Origin of the sequence: Robiginitalea sediminis (assembly GCF_002198115.1) — a bacterium.
GTDB lineage: Bacteria > Bacteroidota > Bacteroidia > Flavobacteriales > Flavobacteriaceae > Robiginitalea > Robiginitalea sediminis.
The window spans coordinates 695885-710423 of sequence record NZ_NGNR01000001.1 but is presented as its reverse complement, the minus strand read 5'-3'; the positions used below and the strand labels follow the sequence as shown (position 1 = coordinate 710423).

Here is a 14539-nt window from a genome sequence, read left to right as displayed (position 1 = left end):
TTCTGAAGTTTCCCAGCAGTAATTCAGGCCAAATCGGCGTTTGAAACCCGCAAGGTCCTTAAAAACCCCATTCCGACCACCAGGTCGGTTTCCGCCGGGGCGGACCCTAGACCCACGAGCGCTATCTATGGGAAAAGCGCCCCTTGTTCCCGGTAAAATGCGCAATTCTGAGAAAAAGAGGGGCTAAAAGGTATGTTTCCCGACCGCCTGGTCGGTTCCGGAACCGAACAACGATTGCTGGGGCGTGGGGCTCTCGTGGTTCAACAACCATTTTTTCCGATGTATGCCCCCGGCGTATCCGGTCATGGACCCATCGGACCCGATAATACGGTGGCAGGGGATAACAATCCAAAGGGGGTTCCGCCCATTGGCCGACGCTACCGCCCGAATCGCCTTTACATCGCCCAGCTTTTTGGTCAGTTCCAGATAGGAGAGGGTATGGCCATAGGGCACCTTGCGCAGCTCCTGCCAGACGCGCTGCTGGAAGGGTGTGCCTTCGGGCCGGATGGGGAAATCGAAGCGCTGGCGTTCCCCCCTGAAATACTCCTGCAACTGGATGCAGGCCTGGGCAAGCACCTCCGGTACCACCTCCTGCTCCAGGTGGCCATCGCTTACCGAGATGGAACATACCCCGCTCTCATCCCCTCGGAGGGTGGCGGTTCCCAGGGGGGTCCGGATGCGGGCCTCTTCCATGTTATTCGATTATCCCGGTTCTCTTGGCGCGGTCTTCCCACCGCTTACGGGCCACCGCCTGCAGGTCGGCAACGTTGTCGCTCTCGTCCATGATTTCCAGGCCCAGAAGGGTTTCTATGACATCCTCCATGGTAACCAGCCCGCTCACCGAGCCGTATTCGTCCACCACCAGGGCCACGTGTTCTCGTTTGCTGATGAGGGTGTCGAAAAGTTGGGGGATGGGGGTATCCCGGCGGGTTACCAGCAGGTCCCGGCGGATTTCGGACAGGGGGGAATCCCCGTTGTCATTGATCATTTCCTCCAGGACATTATCCTTAAGGACGAAGCCGGTGATTTGGTCTTCCTGGTCCTGGTACACGGGGATACGCGAAAAGCGAAGTCTGGGGTTTTCCTCGAAGAACTCCGCGATGGTCTGGTCTTCCGGGGCGATTTTCATCACGGCCCGGGGGGTCATGATATCTTTAACCCGGATCTCATAGAATTTCAGCAGGTTCTTGATAACCTTAGATTCAGATTCCTCGAAAACCCCTTCTTCATGGGCCACATCGGCCATGGCCGTAAACTCCTCCCGGCTGAGGACGCTGTGGGCGTGCCCCTTTCCGATGAGGCGGGTGAATAATTGCAACATCCACATAAGGCCGGTAACCCGCAACAGCCAGACCATCCCGTTTAGGATACGCGTAGAAGGGTTGGCCAATTTCTTCCAGTAGGTGGCCCCCAGGGTTTTCGGGATGATTTCCGATGCTACCAGGATAAGGATGGTCATCAGCGTGGATACCACCCCCACCATCAGGTCTTCGGTAAAAGGAAGGCCGAAGATATCGTGCTGGGCCTGGCCATAACTCTCAGCATAGGCGGCTTTGGCCTGTACCCCCACCAGGATGGCCCCTACCGTATGTGCCACGGTATTGAGGGTCAGGATGGCAATTAGGGGTTTGTCCACATCCTTCTTGAGGTTCTCCAGGGCTTCGGCCCAGTGTTTCCCATTTTTCTTATTGACGTTGATAAACGAAGGGGTTACCGAAAGCAATACAGCCTCCAGAATGGAGCAGAGGAAAGAGAAGAAAATGGAGATAAAGGCGTAAAAGAGAAGTAAGCCCATGTAAGTCGATTGTTGAAGACTAAGTTACAATAAATTCCATTCGACACCGATCAGGGTTTGGGAATAAGCGCCTGATAGAAAAGCTCATGCAGGCGGCTGCGCAGGTTTTCTTCATAGAGTTTACGATGTTCCCTGCTGGGATAGACCCGGTTGGAAAGAAAAATAAATACCAATTGGTACTCGGGATCTGCCCAGACAAAAGTACCCGTAAACCCGCTGTGGCCGAAACTCTTTGGGCTGGCCCCGGGTGCCGGGTAGGCTTCCTCCAGGCCTAGGCTGGTGTTGTCCAGGAGCGGTTTGTCGAAGCCAAGGCCCCTGCGGTTCTCGTTTTCCGGAAACTGAACCCTTATAAACTCTGCCACTACCGCCGAATCCAGGACCTGCCTGCCCTTATACCGGCCATAATCCGCATAACACTGCATGAGCACCGCCAGGTTGTCCGCGGTTCCGAAAAGCCCTGCATTTCCGGAAATACCCCCCATCAGGGAGGCGTTCTCATCGTGCACCCAACCCTGGGTAAGGGTTTTGCGGTACAGGGTATCTACCTCCGTGGGGACGATCCGCGCCCCCGGGCGGTTCAGTCGCGGCAGGAAAACCAGGTCTTCCAGCCCCATGGGGTCGTATACCTCTTTGCGCAGGAAAGGCGCAAAAGCCGTGCCTGTAAGGTCCTCCACTACTTGTGGAAACAGCAGAAAAGTCAATCCGGAATACCGATAGGTTTTTTCTTCGGACACCTCAGACCTGTTGGCTTTCCGGTAGATTTTACGGACAAACCTGTCCCGGACGTACAGGTTGTCATACGCTCTTAGAGAATACCGCCTATGGGGCGTTTCTCGGACAAACCGCTTTTTGAGATCGCCCTTACGGAGGACATCGGTCAGGTAAACAATATAGGGTTGCAGCCCGGCCTGGTGGGCCAGGATTTCCCTGAGGGTGAGCTCCCGTTTATCCCGTCTGCGCCTCCAGGGCTTCCAGTAGTCCGCCATGGGGGCATCCAGGTCTACCAACCCCGCCTCTGCCAGTTTCATAACGGCCGGCAGGGCAGCTGCAATCTTGGTGACCGATGCCAGGTCGTACATATCGGTGGGGGCCACGGCCTCCAGGCTATCGTATGTGTGGAATCCGTAGGCCCGGTGGAAGACCTTCCTGCCCTGGTAGGCGACCAGGAGCTGGGCCCCGGGAAACGCCTCTTCCCGTATGCCGAGTTGCATGAGGGAATCCACCTGCCGGTAGAGGGCTGCAGAATCGAGCTGCATCTCCCGAAAAGAGGTCCATTCCAGGGCTCCGGAAGGTTCCGTAGCCTCCCGGATTCCCGGATCCTGTTGGGATGCAACTACATTTATACCAAGTAGTACAAATAAAGCTAAACGAGAAGTCGACCCTGTTAAGAACCTATAAATCAATTTGCAAGAAACCTTTGGAAGCATCTGCCAATGGGTTAGCCCAATAGGGAAACGGCGTCCCGGGCGAAGTAACTGGCGATTAAGTCCGCCCCGGCCCGCTTAATGGAGAGCAGTTGTTCCATCATGACCGCATCGTGGTCCAGCCAGCCTTTTTCGGCGGCGGCCTTAAGCATGGCATATTCCCCGGATACCTGGTATACCGCTACGGGCACATCGAAGGCATCCCGGACCTCCCGGACAATATCAAGGTAGCAGAGCCCGGGCTTAACCATAACGATATCGGCCCCCTCGGCAATGTCCATTTCGGTTTCCCGCAGGGCTTCGATGCGGTTGGCCGGGTCCATCTGGTAGGTCTTCTTGTCTGCAGGCACCTGCTCTGCGGCAACCGGGGCCGAATCCAGTGCATCCCTGAACGGCCCGTAAAAGGCGCTGGCGTATTTGGCACTGTAGCTCATGATCCCGGTATCCGTATACCCGGCGGCATCGAGCCCCTGGCGGATGACCTGAATGCGACCGTCCATCATGTCGCTTGGCGCAACCATATCGGCACCCGCCTGGGCGTGGGAAACAGACATCTCTGCCAGGACCTCAGCCGTGGCATCGTTTAGGATTTTCCCATGGGCTACTATCCCATCATGGCCATAAGCCGAGAACGGGTCCAGGGCCACATCGGTCATGACCCACATCCCCGGGCAGGCCTCCTTTACGGTACGGACGGCCCGCTGCATGAGCCCGTCCGGGTTCAGGGCTTCCGCTCCGGCGTTGTCCTTAAGGCTGTCGGCCACTTTTACAAAGAGCAGGACAGACTTCAGGCCCATGCCCCAGAGTGATTTAACCTCCGCGGCCAGGGTGTCCAGGCTCAGGCGGTAGTACCCCGGCATGGAGGGGATTTCATCACGCAACCGTTTGCCTTCGGCCACAAAGAGCGGCACGATGAAGTCGTCCGGGGTCAGGGTGGTTTCGCGCACCATGGCCCGGATGGAGGGGTGGGTTCTGAGTCTTCGGTTCCTTCTAAGCAAATCCATATCGGGTAGTTGTCATTCCGGGAGGTAGATCTCCCCTTTCATGTAAGTTATGGCACGGCCTGCAATGCCCACGCGCTGCCCGCGATCCTGGCACTGCAGCTCCCCTCCCCTGCGGGAAAGTTGTCGGGCCAGCAGGGTTTCCTTGCCCAGTTCTTCGGACCAATACGGGATTAGCAGGGTATGGGCCGATCCGGTAACCGGGTCCTCGGGCACCCCGCAGCGGGGAGCAAAAAATCGGGAGACAAAGTCGGCTTCCACCCCGGGGGCCGTTACAATAACACCCCGGCAATCGATTTTTCCCAGGCTGTAGTGGTCCGGGTCCAGGCTTTCTATGGTTTCCTGGTCGGGATAGACCAGCATATAATCGGTTAACCCCTTGTAACAGGCGTCGGGCATTTTGCCCAAAGCTGCAGCCAGGCCCTGTGGCATTTTGGCTTCCCTGGGCCGTTCGGCCGGAAAGTCCAGTTCCAGCCATTCCCCTTTGCGGCGAACGCGGAGGGCTCCCCGTTCCCGGCTCTGAAAACGCAGTTCCTGCGCCTGGGGCTCCCGGGTTTCGAAGAGCACATGGGCGGTGGCCAGGGTCGCGTGGCCGCAGAGGGCCACTTCATTTTCGGGAGTAAACCAGCGGATGGCGTAGGTGGACTCCCCTTCGGGCACGGCAAACGCCGTTTCAGAGAGGTTGTTTTCCGATGCGATGGCCTGCATCAGGGATACCGGCAGCCATTGCTCCAGAATGCACACCGCTGCCGGGTTGCCGCGGAACAGTTCGGAGGCAAATGCATCTACCTGATAAATTTCTTGTGTCTTCATAAGGTGTCAATCCCACCCAAATGTACGATTTATTCGCGCTGCCGCAGCGTTCCAGCTATCGGGTGCCCGAAAGCGGTAGCCCACAAAAAACTGGAGGTAATAGATCCGGTCGTCTAACCTCAGGTCGCGGCCGGCGGCGTGTTCGTAAAAGGTATATTGCCCGCCCACCCCGGCAAAAAACGTATCGGTGTTATAGGCCAGGGTTGCCCGGAACTGGGTTTCCCATAGCCAGTAGCTGGTGGTTTCCGGGCCGGAATCCAGGAAACTGATGCCCAGGCCCGTGGTGTTCCCCGCGGAGAGCATCCACCGCTCGTGGAGGACCCAGTTGTAGTGATACCCCGGGCCAATGCCAATATCGAAAGTATGCAGGGTATCCTCCCCCTCCCCGAGGTTGGCCCGGTAGCGGGTATAGTAGGCCAGCAGCCGGGGCACAAAACTCCCGGCGCTCTGCAGTTGCCACTCGTTCTGCCCAAAAAGGGAACGGAAGGAGAATTTGGGGTTCACCACATAGGAGGTACTCCCACCCACCTTCCGGGTCCCGAAAGAGGGAAAGTAAAAGGTTGTCCCGTCCAGGTCTGCGCGGAACCCCTCCTGGTCCAGGTAGGTAAAGGTCTGCATCCATTTCCCGGCATAAATCCGGAAATCCATATTGAAAAGGCGGCTGCCTTCCAGCTCCCGGTCCGGGTTAAGCCACCCGGGCGAAAAACCAAAGCCCAATTCCAGTGCCCGGAACTGCAGGGAAGTCTGGAAGTGGGTACTCCGGATCGGGTTAAGGGTATAGCGTATATCATTTCCCAGATCCCTGAATACAAAGCTGTTACCGGTTAAGGTAGCCGAGGTCCTGAGGGTAAGGGCTTCGGGATAGGTTTTAAAGTACCGAGTGGTATCAAGATCGGATTGCCCTATGGCAAGGGCTGGAAAAAGGAACCATATATATCTTACCCAGCGACCCATTCCCTGGGGTTTTGAAGGACCTCTACCAGTTGGGCTTCCCGGGAACCCGGCTCGGGATGGTGGTCATACTGCCATTGTACCACAGGCGGGAGGCTCATCAGGATGCTTTCAATCCTGCCCTGGGTTCGCAGGCCAAAAAGAGTCCCCTTATCGTGGACCAGGTTGAATTCCACATAGCGCCCGCGGCGGATTTCCTGCCACGCCCGCTCTGCCTCCCCATACGTAAGGGCCTTGCGCGCCTTAACAATGGGCAGGTAGGCCTCCAGGAAGGAATCTCCCACCCCGGTCACAAAGGCGTACCAGTCCGCTGCACTGCGCCCTTCTTCCGGCCTCAGGTAGTCAAAAAAGAGGCCGCCAACGCCCCGGGCTTCCCCCCGGTGGTGGTTCCAGAAATACCCGTCGCACTTTTCCTTGTAGCGCGCATAAAAATCCGGGTGGTGGGCATCGCATGCCCGCTTGCATACCTGGTGGAAGTGGCTCGCATCCGCTTCAAAGAGGTAATATGGGGTTAAATCCTGCCCCCCGCCAAACCACTGGTCGGCCACCTGTCCATCCGGGCCATACAATTCAAAATACCGCCAATTGGCGTGTACGGTAGGCACCATGGGGCTGCGCGGGTGCAGCACCAGGCTCAACCCGCAGGCGTAAAACTCCGAAGGCCCCACGCCAAAATACTTCTGCATGCTTTCGGGCAGGGTCCCGTGGACCGCCGAGATATTTACCCCCCCTTTTTCGAAGACATCGCCGTTTTCTATGACGCGGGTGCGGCCCCCACCCCCTCCCGGGCGTTCCCAGAGGTCTTCGCGGAAGGCGGCTTTCCCGTCCTCGGTTTCCAGGGCTCCGGTAATCCGGTCCTGCAGTTCGCAGATATAGGCGTAGAACTTATCCTTCATATTCCTGTACGGCCCGGATAAAGGCCCCGGCATTTTCCAGGGGAATATTGGGCAGGATCCCGTGCCCCAGGTTGGCAATATAGCGGTCCTTGCCAAAACCGCGAATCATCTCATGCACCATTTTCCGGATGGTTTCCGGGGGCGACAGCAGGCGGGACGGGTCAAAATTCCCCTGCAGGGTAATCTTCCCCCCGCTCAGTTTGCGGGCCACCTGGGGGGAAACCGTCCAGTCTACCCCAAGGGCGGAAGCCCCGCTGGCAGCCATTTCCTCCAGGGCAAACCAGCACCCTTTGGCAAATACAATAACCGGAGCATGGTCCTTAAGGGCATCCACGATCTGCTGCATATAGGTCCAGGAGAATTCCCGGTAATCCTCGGGGGAAAGCATCCCGCCCCAGGAATCGAAGAGCTGTACCGCGTGTACCCCTGCACGTACCTTCGCTTTGAGGTAGGCAATGGTGGTGTCCGTGATTTTTTGCAACAGCGCATGGGCCGTTTCCGGCTCCGTAAAACAAAGGGCCTTGGCCGTGTCAAAATTCTTGCTGCCCTGTCCCTGTACGCAATAGCAGAAAATAGTCCAGGGGGCTCCGGCAAACCCAATTAGGGGGACCTGCCCGTCCAATTTGTCGAGGGTCATCCGGATAGCCTCCATCACATAGCCCAACCGCTCCTCCGGGTCCGGCACGCCCACGCGAGCCACATCCTGGGCTGTTCGGACCGGCTGCGGGAGCCAGGGTCCCACCCCGGGTTTCATTTGCACCTCGATATCCATGGCCTGCGGGACCACCAGAATATCGCTGAAGAGGATGGCCGCATCCATCCCATAGCGGCGGATGGGTTGAACGGTAATTTCAGAGGCCAGTTCCGGGGTCTCACAGCGTGTGAAAAAATCATACTGCTCGCGCAATTCGATAAATTCCGGTAGGTAGCGGCCCGCCTGCCGCATCATCCAGACGGGAGGGCGGGAAACGCTTTCGCCCCTGAGGGCGCGTAAGAAGAGGTCATTTTTGGGTGGTGTCATTCCTGGGCTATGGTTTCGTTGATAAGGGTTTGCAAGACAGCCTCCACCTCCGGGGTGGGGGCCATGGCAATCCGATCGGTATATTTTTTAGCTTCTCCCGCAGTGGTGGGGCCTATACACACGGCAAGGGCTCCCCCAAGGCTATTCTGCCCCACATAGGCCTGCACCCCGCTGGGGCTGAAAAACAGGACGGCATCGAAGGGGGTGTCAAACTTCTGCAGATTCAGATCCGTGGCATAGACTTCCTTCTCCCGGTAGGCCCGCCCGGACTTCGCAAGCGCTTCCGGCAGGGTATCGAGCCTGCGGTTCCCGCTGAAAAAGACAATATTCTGATGGGTATTTTTTTCGATGACGCAGGCCGCAAGCGCCTCGGCATCGAGGAAAACGGCTTTTACATCCTGCCCGGCCGCTTCAAGGGCCCGGGCCGTTTTCCGCCCCACGCAACACACCTGGTAGCGCTCCCGCGCAACCCCTTCCGGGAAACAGGCGCGCACGGTATTCCCGCTGGTGAACACCAGCAAATCATTGGGCGCCCAATCCACCTCCACCGGGTGCAGTTGCACCCTAAGCGCATCGTACTCTTCCAGGGAGAAAGTGTCCACAGGCAGCATCCGGCGCTGGGCTTCGGTGAGGGTTTTGGTACTGAGGACCCGTATCATCGGGAGAGGGTTTTACGGATGGTTTGCATCAGGGCGTCGCCTCCCCGCTCCAGGACTTCCCGGGCGCAGTTGCGACCGAAACCTTCGGGGTCTTTCCCATCCGAAGTGCGCTCCACCCGTATTTCCTGGGAACCATCCAGGGCAAACAGGCCTCCTGTAAAGGACATTTTCCCTTTTTCCATCCGGGCCAGGGCACCTATAGGCGCGGTACAGCCCCCTTCCAGTTCCCGTAAAAAGGCCCGTTCGGCCCGCACACAGCTATCGGTTTGGGCATGGTGCAGAAATGCGGTTTGCGCCGCTGCCTCTTGGTCGCCCTCCCGGGCTACCACCAGCATAGCCCCCTGGGCCGGGGCCGGGACCATCCAGTCCAGGACGGTGTGCTGCTCGGGCAGCAGCCCGATGCGTTCCAGGCCGGCCGCCGCAAAAATGGCAGCGTTCCATTCGGACTCGTCCAGCTTCCGCAGCCGGGTATTGACATTGCCTCTTAGGTCTACCACTTCGTGCAGGGGGTAGCGGCGCAGCCATTGGGCTTTACGCCTCAGGCTCCCGGTCGCGATAATCCCCTCTTCATTCAGAAAATCCAGGCCCTTATGGACCAGGATGTCCTTGGGGTTCGCCCGCTTGAGCACTGCAACGGGCACGATCCCCTTGGGCAACGCCGTAGGGACGTCCTTCATGGAGTGGACGGCCAGGTCGATGTCGCCCCGCAGCAGGGCCACATCCAGGGTCTTGGTGAAAATTCCGGTAATGCCCAGTTCGTAAAGGGGTTTGTCCAGGATCAGGTCCCCGGTGGACTTAACAGGGGAGAGTTCCGCCTGCACGCCTTCGGCCTTCAAAAGGCCCATAACGGTCTGGGCCTGCCACAGGGCCAGTTCACTGTCGCGCGTGCCAATGCGCAGCGGTTTGCTCATGATTGGTGGGTTTCTAGCTGGAAGACCCGGCTAATGAGGTCCAGGTATTCCTCGGTGTCAATATCGGAATCCTTCAGGTGGTTCGCAAACTGACGTGTAATCTTGTTGATGACGCGGTCGGTAACAGCATCGGCCTGGCCCATGTCGAAGCCCTCTATTTTTTTGGATTGGAAATCCAGCTCTTCCTCCTTCATGGTCTGGAGCTTGCGTTTTAACGCCCGGAGGATGGGGGCAAAACGCCGGCTTTCCAGCCACTGGCTGAATTCCTCCCGCACTTCGGAGATAATCGCCTCGGCCTGGGGGATAAATGCCTCCCGCTGGCGAAGGGTCTGGTCCGTAATGCGGGAGAGCTGGTCCAGGTCCACCAGGGTAGTCCCCTCGAGCTGGCCCACGGCCGGTTCCACGTTGGCGGGGATCGATAAATCCAACACCCACCGGGGCTTGTCCGGGGCGATATCCGCAGCTTTCAAAGTAGGGGTTGGCGCCCCGGTGGCCACCACGATGACATCGGCGGCTGCCACCTCGGCCTGCAGGTCTTCCACCGGGCGTACCTCCAGGCGGAGTTTGCTGCCCAGGGCCTCGGCCCGTTCCAGGGTCCGGTTGATGAGGGTGATGCCGCTGTGCCCGGTATGCTTGACCAGGTTCTGGCAGGTGTTGCGGCCTATTTTCCCGGTGCCGTAGAGCAGGATGCGCTTCTGGGAAATCTCTGGCACCCGTGCCAGGAGGTATTGCACCGAGGCAAAGGCCACGGAGGTAGCCCCGCTGGAGAGGCCGGTTTCATTCTTGATGCGTTTGCTGGCCTGGATGATGGCGTTGGTGAGCCGTTCCAGAAAGGGGTTGGTCAGGCCCTTCTCCCGGGACTGGACGAAGGCTTTTTTCAGCTGGCTAATGATCTCGAAGTCCCCCAGGATCTGGCTGTCGAGCCCCGACCCCACCCGGAACAGGTGGGCAATGGCGTCCTGGTTCTCGTACACATACCCCACCGTATGGAATTCCGCCTCGGTCCCGGCACTGTGGGCACACAGCAAGCGGACGAGGTGTTGGGGCGTTTCGGCAAAACCGTGGAGCTCGGTGCGGTTGCAGGTGCTGGTGACCAGCAGCCCATCGATGCCTTCAGACAGGGCCTGGTCCAGCAAGGTCTCCCCGGCCTCGGGAAGCAATGCGAACTTCCCCCGGGTTTCTACATCGGCCTTTTCATAATTCAACCCGACCGTGATGAAGCGGCTATGCCTGGAAATATGGTACTTCTTCATGGAGACGCACAAAAGTAAGGGGATTCCCCGGCCAAAAATAACGCCAGAAGGTCTATTAATACCGTTTCGGGTATTCCGGGCACTTGTTTTGCGCCAAACCGGAGAATTCCAGTACTTTTGCAGGAAATACGGGTCTTTTAGGATTCTCTATTTAGACCTGTTCTAAATAATTTGTCTACTTCTTGACATGAAAACCCCAGACAAAAATATCGCCAGCGGTTCATATCACATCCATTTGGTGGAACCGGATTTCAGCCTGTTGCGGGTGGAAAACCCATCGGAACAGGTCATGCGTGCCCGGCATCCGGTACCCAAAGGCTTGCTCCAGATCCACTGCTGCCTCCGGGGCCGGGTGCAGTTTCGCTACAACGGCGGGCATTACATCATGGAACTCGGGGCCGAACACGCCCAGGTCCTCTACAACCCCACCGCAGAACTCCCCCTGGAAACCGACCTGGACCCCGGTACGCGCATGCTGTCTTTGCTGATCCCCATCCGCGCCTTCCACGCCCTTTTCTCGGAAGAGGCCGATGTCATCCCCTTTCTGAACCCGGATTATTCGGACAAAAAATACTACCAGCAACACCCCGTTTCCCCTTCCCTGGCCCTGGTACTGAGCCAACTGTGGAATGCCAACCTCCACCCCTCGGTGCAGCTGCTCTACGAAAAGGCCAAGGTCTATGAATGGCTCTCCCTCTATTTCAACCGGAATGCAGACCCCCAGGATGAGCAATGCCCCTTCCTGGAAGATGAGGAAAGCCTGCGCCGCATCCGCCAGGCCAAGGAAATCGTCATCGAACGCATGGCGGAGCCCCCCAGCCTCAAGGAACTGGCCCTGGAAATCGGGCTACCCCTGAAAAAACTCAAGGAAGGGTTCAAACAGATCTACGGGGACTCGGTCTACAGCTTCCTTTTCGACCACAAGATGGAATACGCCCGGAAAATGCTGGAGAGCGGGAAGTACAACGTAAATGAAGTGGGGTTAAAAGTGGGATACAGCACCGCCAGCCATTTTATCGCGGCCTTCCGCAAGAAATACCACACCACCCCCAAGAAATACCTGATGTCCCTCGCACAGCAGGGGCGGTAGCCCTTACGGGTTCAGGGGGCGGGCCACAATAATCCCCACATTGCGCTTTACCCCCTGCAGGTAGTCTGCCAGGGGCTTCTCGCTGATGACCACTTCTCCTACGGTGGAGGCGTGGAGCAGGTGGATGCGCCCGCTGTCCATCCGGACAGCCAGGCCTGTATGAGTCACGTCCAGGCCTTCGATGTCGGTGGCCAGGGCAATAATGTCCCCATCCTGCAAAAGGGATTCCCGCTGGGCCACTTCTTCCCGGGGCAGGATACAGAGGGGGGCGCCGGAAAGTTCCTTTTCAATGTCCCGGAGTTTTTTAAAGTTGGCATCCGAGGCCAGAAAGGGATAGAGCTCCCGGTGGGTCCCCATAAAGTCGATTTTCTTGTAGACGGTAACCCCGTAAAGCTCTTCGGTAATGTTACGCACCAGCCCCTTGTCCTGGTTGTCGCGGATCCACTCGGTAAAGTAATGCAACCGGGAAGCATACCCGTCCAGCTTGCCCTTGCGGTAGCGCACCTGTTCGAGCAGTTGCAGGTAGCGGTCCCAGTCCCACTGCCCTTCTCCGGCGAGGCGGCCCATGACCAGGGCGTTTTCCACGAAGGTGGTACAATCCAGCCCCCGCAGGTTTACCACCAGCATCTCCTTCTCCCCAATCTCCAGGGTCTTGCCCACATAGGGGGTTCCCAGCAGGGCTTTCCCTACCTGCACCATGGCCGGGCCCATGGCCGAATCCGGGGCATTTTCCACAGCCGTCCCCAGACTTTCAAATAAGGCCTGGTCCTGGGTATCGTAATGCAGGAGCCGGTGCTGGGCGCTCAGGCCCGTGACGACGAGGAAGAAGAAAATGAAGAGATGACGCATGCGGCAATTTTTATCTAAAGGTACATCAGCCCCGGGGATCTTGTGTTGCCTCTGGGTTATGATTCTGCAGGAACTGTACCCGGGTGCGGGCCAGGCTCAGGTAGCGGATGGAGCGTTGGGTGTCGTCCTGTAAAATCTCTTGCAGCATAGGGTGCGAATTCCTATGGGAAACTATGAAATTTAAGGGCCAAAGCCAATGCTGTGGCCCGAATTGTTTTTATTTATGGCGGCATTTGCAATTGATGCGGGCCCGCAGGGGGGAGATTCCCCGGCAACCTGTATTTTTGCACAACCGCAAACAACCTCACCGGCTAAACCCTCGCAGATGAAAGGCGTATTACTGGTTAACCTGGGCTCCCCGGACAGCCCCACCCCGAAAGACGTAAAACCCTACCTGGACGAGTTCCTGATGGACGAGCGGGTCATTGACGCCCCGAAATGGCTCAGGACCTTTCTGGTCCGCGGGATCATCCTAAATACCCGGCCCAAGAAATCGGCCAAAGCCTACTCCAAAATCTGGTGGGAAGAGGGCTCGCCCCTGATTGTCCTCTCCGAGCGGTTCCGCGAAAAGGTGCAGGCCCAGACCGAGCTCCCGGTGGCCCTGGGGATGCGCTATGGTTCCGGCAGTATTGCCGAGGGGATGGCGGAGCTGCAGGCCAAGGGCGTTACCGAGGTCCTGCTGGTGCCCCTCTACCCCCATTACGCCATGAGTTCCTACGAGACGGTGGTGGTCAAGGCCCTGGAGGTCCAAGAGGCCCAGTTCCCGCAGATGCAGGTCACCACCATGCCCGCCTTCTACCGCAACCCGGAGTACATCGAAACCCTGTCCCGCTCCATTGCGGAAGGGTTGGAAAACTTCGAATACGACCATATCCTGTTCTCCTACCACGGGGTGCCGGAGCGCCACATCCGCAAATCGGACCCCACCCGCTTCCACTGCAAAATAGACGGGAAGTGCTGCTCCGTTAACTCGGTGGCCCACCATACCTGCTACCGCCACCAGTGCTACGACACCACGGAGCTGGTGAAAAAAGCCCTGAACCTGCCGGAAGACAAGGTGAGCACCTCCTTCCAAAGCCGCCTGGCCGGAGACCCGTGGCTGAAGCCCTATACCGATTACGAGCTGGAGCGCTTTGCCAAAGAAGGCAAAAAACGCCTGGTGGTCATTACCCCCGCCTTTGTGAGCGACTGCCTGGAAACCCTCGAGGAAATCGCCATGGAGGGCAAGGAGGAATTCCTGGAAGCCGGGGGCACCGACTACATCCACATCCCCTGCCTGAACGACCGGGACGACTGGGTATCGCTCATGGCCCGTTGGGTAAATGATTGGGCAGAAGAAGGAAAGTTGCCTGTATAAATCCTCTTGATTATCCCAGCCTGAAACTTCTTTTCCAAGGAGTTGCTCGCCGGCGTGGCGCGCCGGCTCGCTTTTCTATTGCCACTTTTTCTGGCGATAAAAAGTGGCCAAAAATCGCTTTCGGCTCAGTTCTGCCCCTTGAAATCTACGTCAGTTGCGCCGCCCGCCGCTTAGACTCCGCATCCTCCGGCTGCTCCGTAAGCGGCTCTCCTTCGTCGGCCGCACGCCTTCCTCGATTTACTACGGTTCAGAACTTATGCCGAGGTTTTGCTTACGCCACCGCTATCGCTGCCATGCTTCGAAAAATATACCCAATGCCGGCAAAGCCGGCATACCCCCGAGATTCAGCGTAAGGTTTTGGAAGCGTAAAGAAAGTGGGAAGCCTTGGACCGCTTTTAGCTTCCAAAGCCTGGTTTTGCAGTGTGAGCTGCAAAAACGCCTAAGCGAGGGCGCCGTTTTCTTTGCTTCGTTTCTTTTGGGCGAACAAAAGAAATGAAGAAAAGCGAGGCGGCATGCAAT

At 57.8% G+C, this 14539-nt stretch carries 15 protein-coding genes; 2 read left to right on the top strand and 13 right to left on the bottom strand.

Annotation, left to right across the window (positions count from 1 at the left end; genetic code table 11):
- Positions 1-183 precede the first annotated feature (183 nt).
- From CA832_RS03145 to hemA, 11 genes are all read right to left on the bottom strand, one after another.
- Positions 184-693 carry a methylated-DNA--[protein]-cysteine S-methyltransferase gene (locus tag CA832_RS03145; RefSeq protein WP_088340098.1) on the bottom strand — a complete coding sequence of 170 codons (510 nt, stop codon included), beginning with the start codon at positions 691-693 and terminating at the stop codon, positions 184-186.
- A gap of 1 nt (position 694) precedes the next feature.
- Positions 695-1795 (bottom strand): CNNM domain-containing protein, encoded by a 1101-nt coding sequence (locus CA832_RS03140; protein WP_088340097.1) that lies wholly within the window; start codon positions 1793-1795, stop codon positions 695-697.
- Between the two features lie 50 nt (positions 1796-1845).
- On the bottom strand, positions 1846-3051 hold the full coding sequence (locus CA832_RS03135; protein WP_233131719.1) for a serine hydrolase domain-containing protein: 1206 nt from the start codon (positions 3049-3051) through the stop codon (positions 1846-1848).
- Between the two features lie 182 nt (positions 3052-3233).
- A complete protein-coding gene (gene hemB, locus CA832_RS03130; protein ID WP_088340095.1) occupies positions 3234-4223 on the bottom strand; it encodes a porphobilinogen synthase in 990 nt (329 codons plus the stop codon).
- Between the two features lie 12 nt (positions 4224-4235).
- Positions 4236-5033, bottom strand: coding sequence for a PhzF family phenazine biosynthesis protein (locus tag CA832_RS03125; RefSeq protein ID WP_088340094.1), 798 nt, complete (start codon positions 5031-5033; stop codon positions 4236-4238).
- A gap of 6 nt (positions 5034-5039) precedes the next feature.
- On the bottom strand, positions 5040-5987 hold the full coding sequence (locus CA832_RS03120; protein WP_088340093.1) for a DUF4421 family protein: 948 nt from the start codon (positions 5985-5987) through the stop codon (positions 5040-5042).
- Complete coding sequence (gene hemF, locus CA832_RS03115) at positions 5972-6880, bottom strand: oxygen-dependent coproporphyrinogen oxidase (RefSeq protein WP_088340092.1); 909 nt, start codon at positions 6878-6880, stop codon at positions 5972-5974. Before hemF ends, CA832_RS03120 begins: the two co-directional genes overlap by 16 nt.
- Positions 6870-7901 carry a uroporphyrinogen decarboxylase gene (gene hemE, locus CA832_RS03110; RefSeq protein ID WP_088340091.1) on the bottom strand — a complete coding sequence of 344 codons (1032 nt, stop codon included), beginning with the start codon at positions 7899-7901 and terminating at the stop codon, positions 6870-6872. Before hemE ends, hemF begins: the two co-directional genes overlap by 11 nt.
- Complete coding sequence (locus tag CA832_RS03105) at positions 7898-8560, bottom strand: uroporphyrinogen-III synthase (RefSeq protein WP_088340090.1); 663 nt, start codon at positions 8558-8560, stop codon at positions 7898-7900. Before CA832_RS03105 ends, hemE begins: the two co-directional genes overlap by 4 nt.
- Positions 8557-9471, bottom strand: a complete 915-nt coding sequence (gene hemC, locus CA832_RS03100) for a hydroxymethylbilane synthase (protein WP_088340089.1) — start codon at positions 9469-9471, stop codon at positions 8557-8559. The genes CA832_RS03105 and hemC overlap by 4 nt, the downstream gene beginning before the upstream one ends.
- On the bottom strand, positions 9468-10724 hold the full coding sequence (gene hemA, locus CA832_RS03095) for a glutamyl-tRNA reductase (RefSeq protein WP_088340088.1): 1257 nt from the start codon (positions 10722-10724) through the stop codon (positions 9468-9470). The genes hemC and hemA overlap by 4 nt, the downstream gene beginning before the upstream one ends.
- A 187-nt stretch (positions 10725-10911) precedes the next feature.
- Here hemA and CA832_RS03090 point away from each other — a divergent pair, with 187 nt between their 5' ends.
- Complete coding sequence (locus CA832_RS03090; protein WP_088340087.1) at positions 10912-11814, top strand: helix-turn-helix domain-containing protein; 903 nt, start codon at positions 10912-10914, stop codon at positions 11812-11814.
- A gap of 3 nt (positions 11815-11817) precedes the next feature.
- On the opposite strand, the gene CA832_RS03085 is transcribed toward CA832_RS03090, so the two are convergent.
- Positions 11818-12663, bottom strand: a complete 846-nt coding sequence (locus tag CA832_RS03085; protein WP_088340086.1) for an N-acetylmuramoyl-L-alanine amidase-like domain-containing protein — start codon at positions 12661-12663, stop codon at positions 11818-11820.
- A 25-nt stretch (positions 12664-12688) separates the two neighbouring features.
- Positions 12689-12811 carry a hypothetical protein gene (locus CA832_RS15250; protein ID WP_262502075.1) on the bottom strand — a complete coding sequence of 41 codons (123 nt, stop codon included), beginning with the start codon at positions 12809-12811 and terminating at the stop codon, positions 12689-12691.
- Between the two features lie 177 nt (positions 12812-12988).
- Between CA832_RS15250 and hemH the strand changes: the two genes are divergently transcribed.
- On the top strand, positions 12989-14020 hold the full coding sequence (gene hemH, locus CA832_RS03080; protein ID WP_088340736.1) for a ferrochelatase: 1032 nt from the start codon (positions 12989-12991) through the stop codon (positions 14018-14020).
- Positions 14021-14539: the final 519 nt, after the last annotated feature.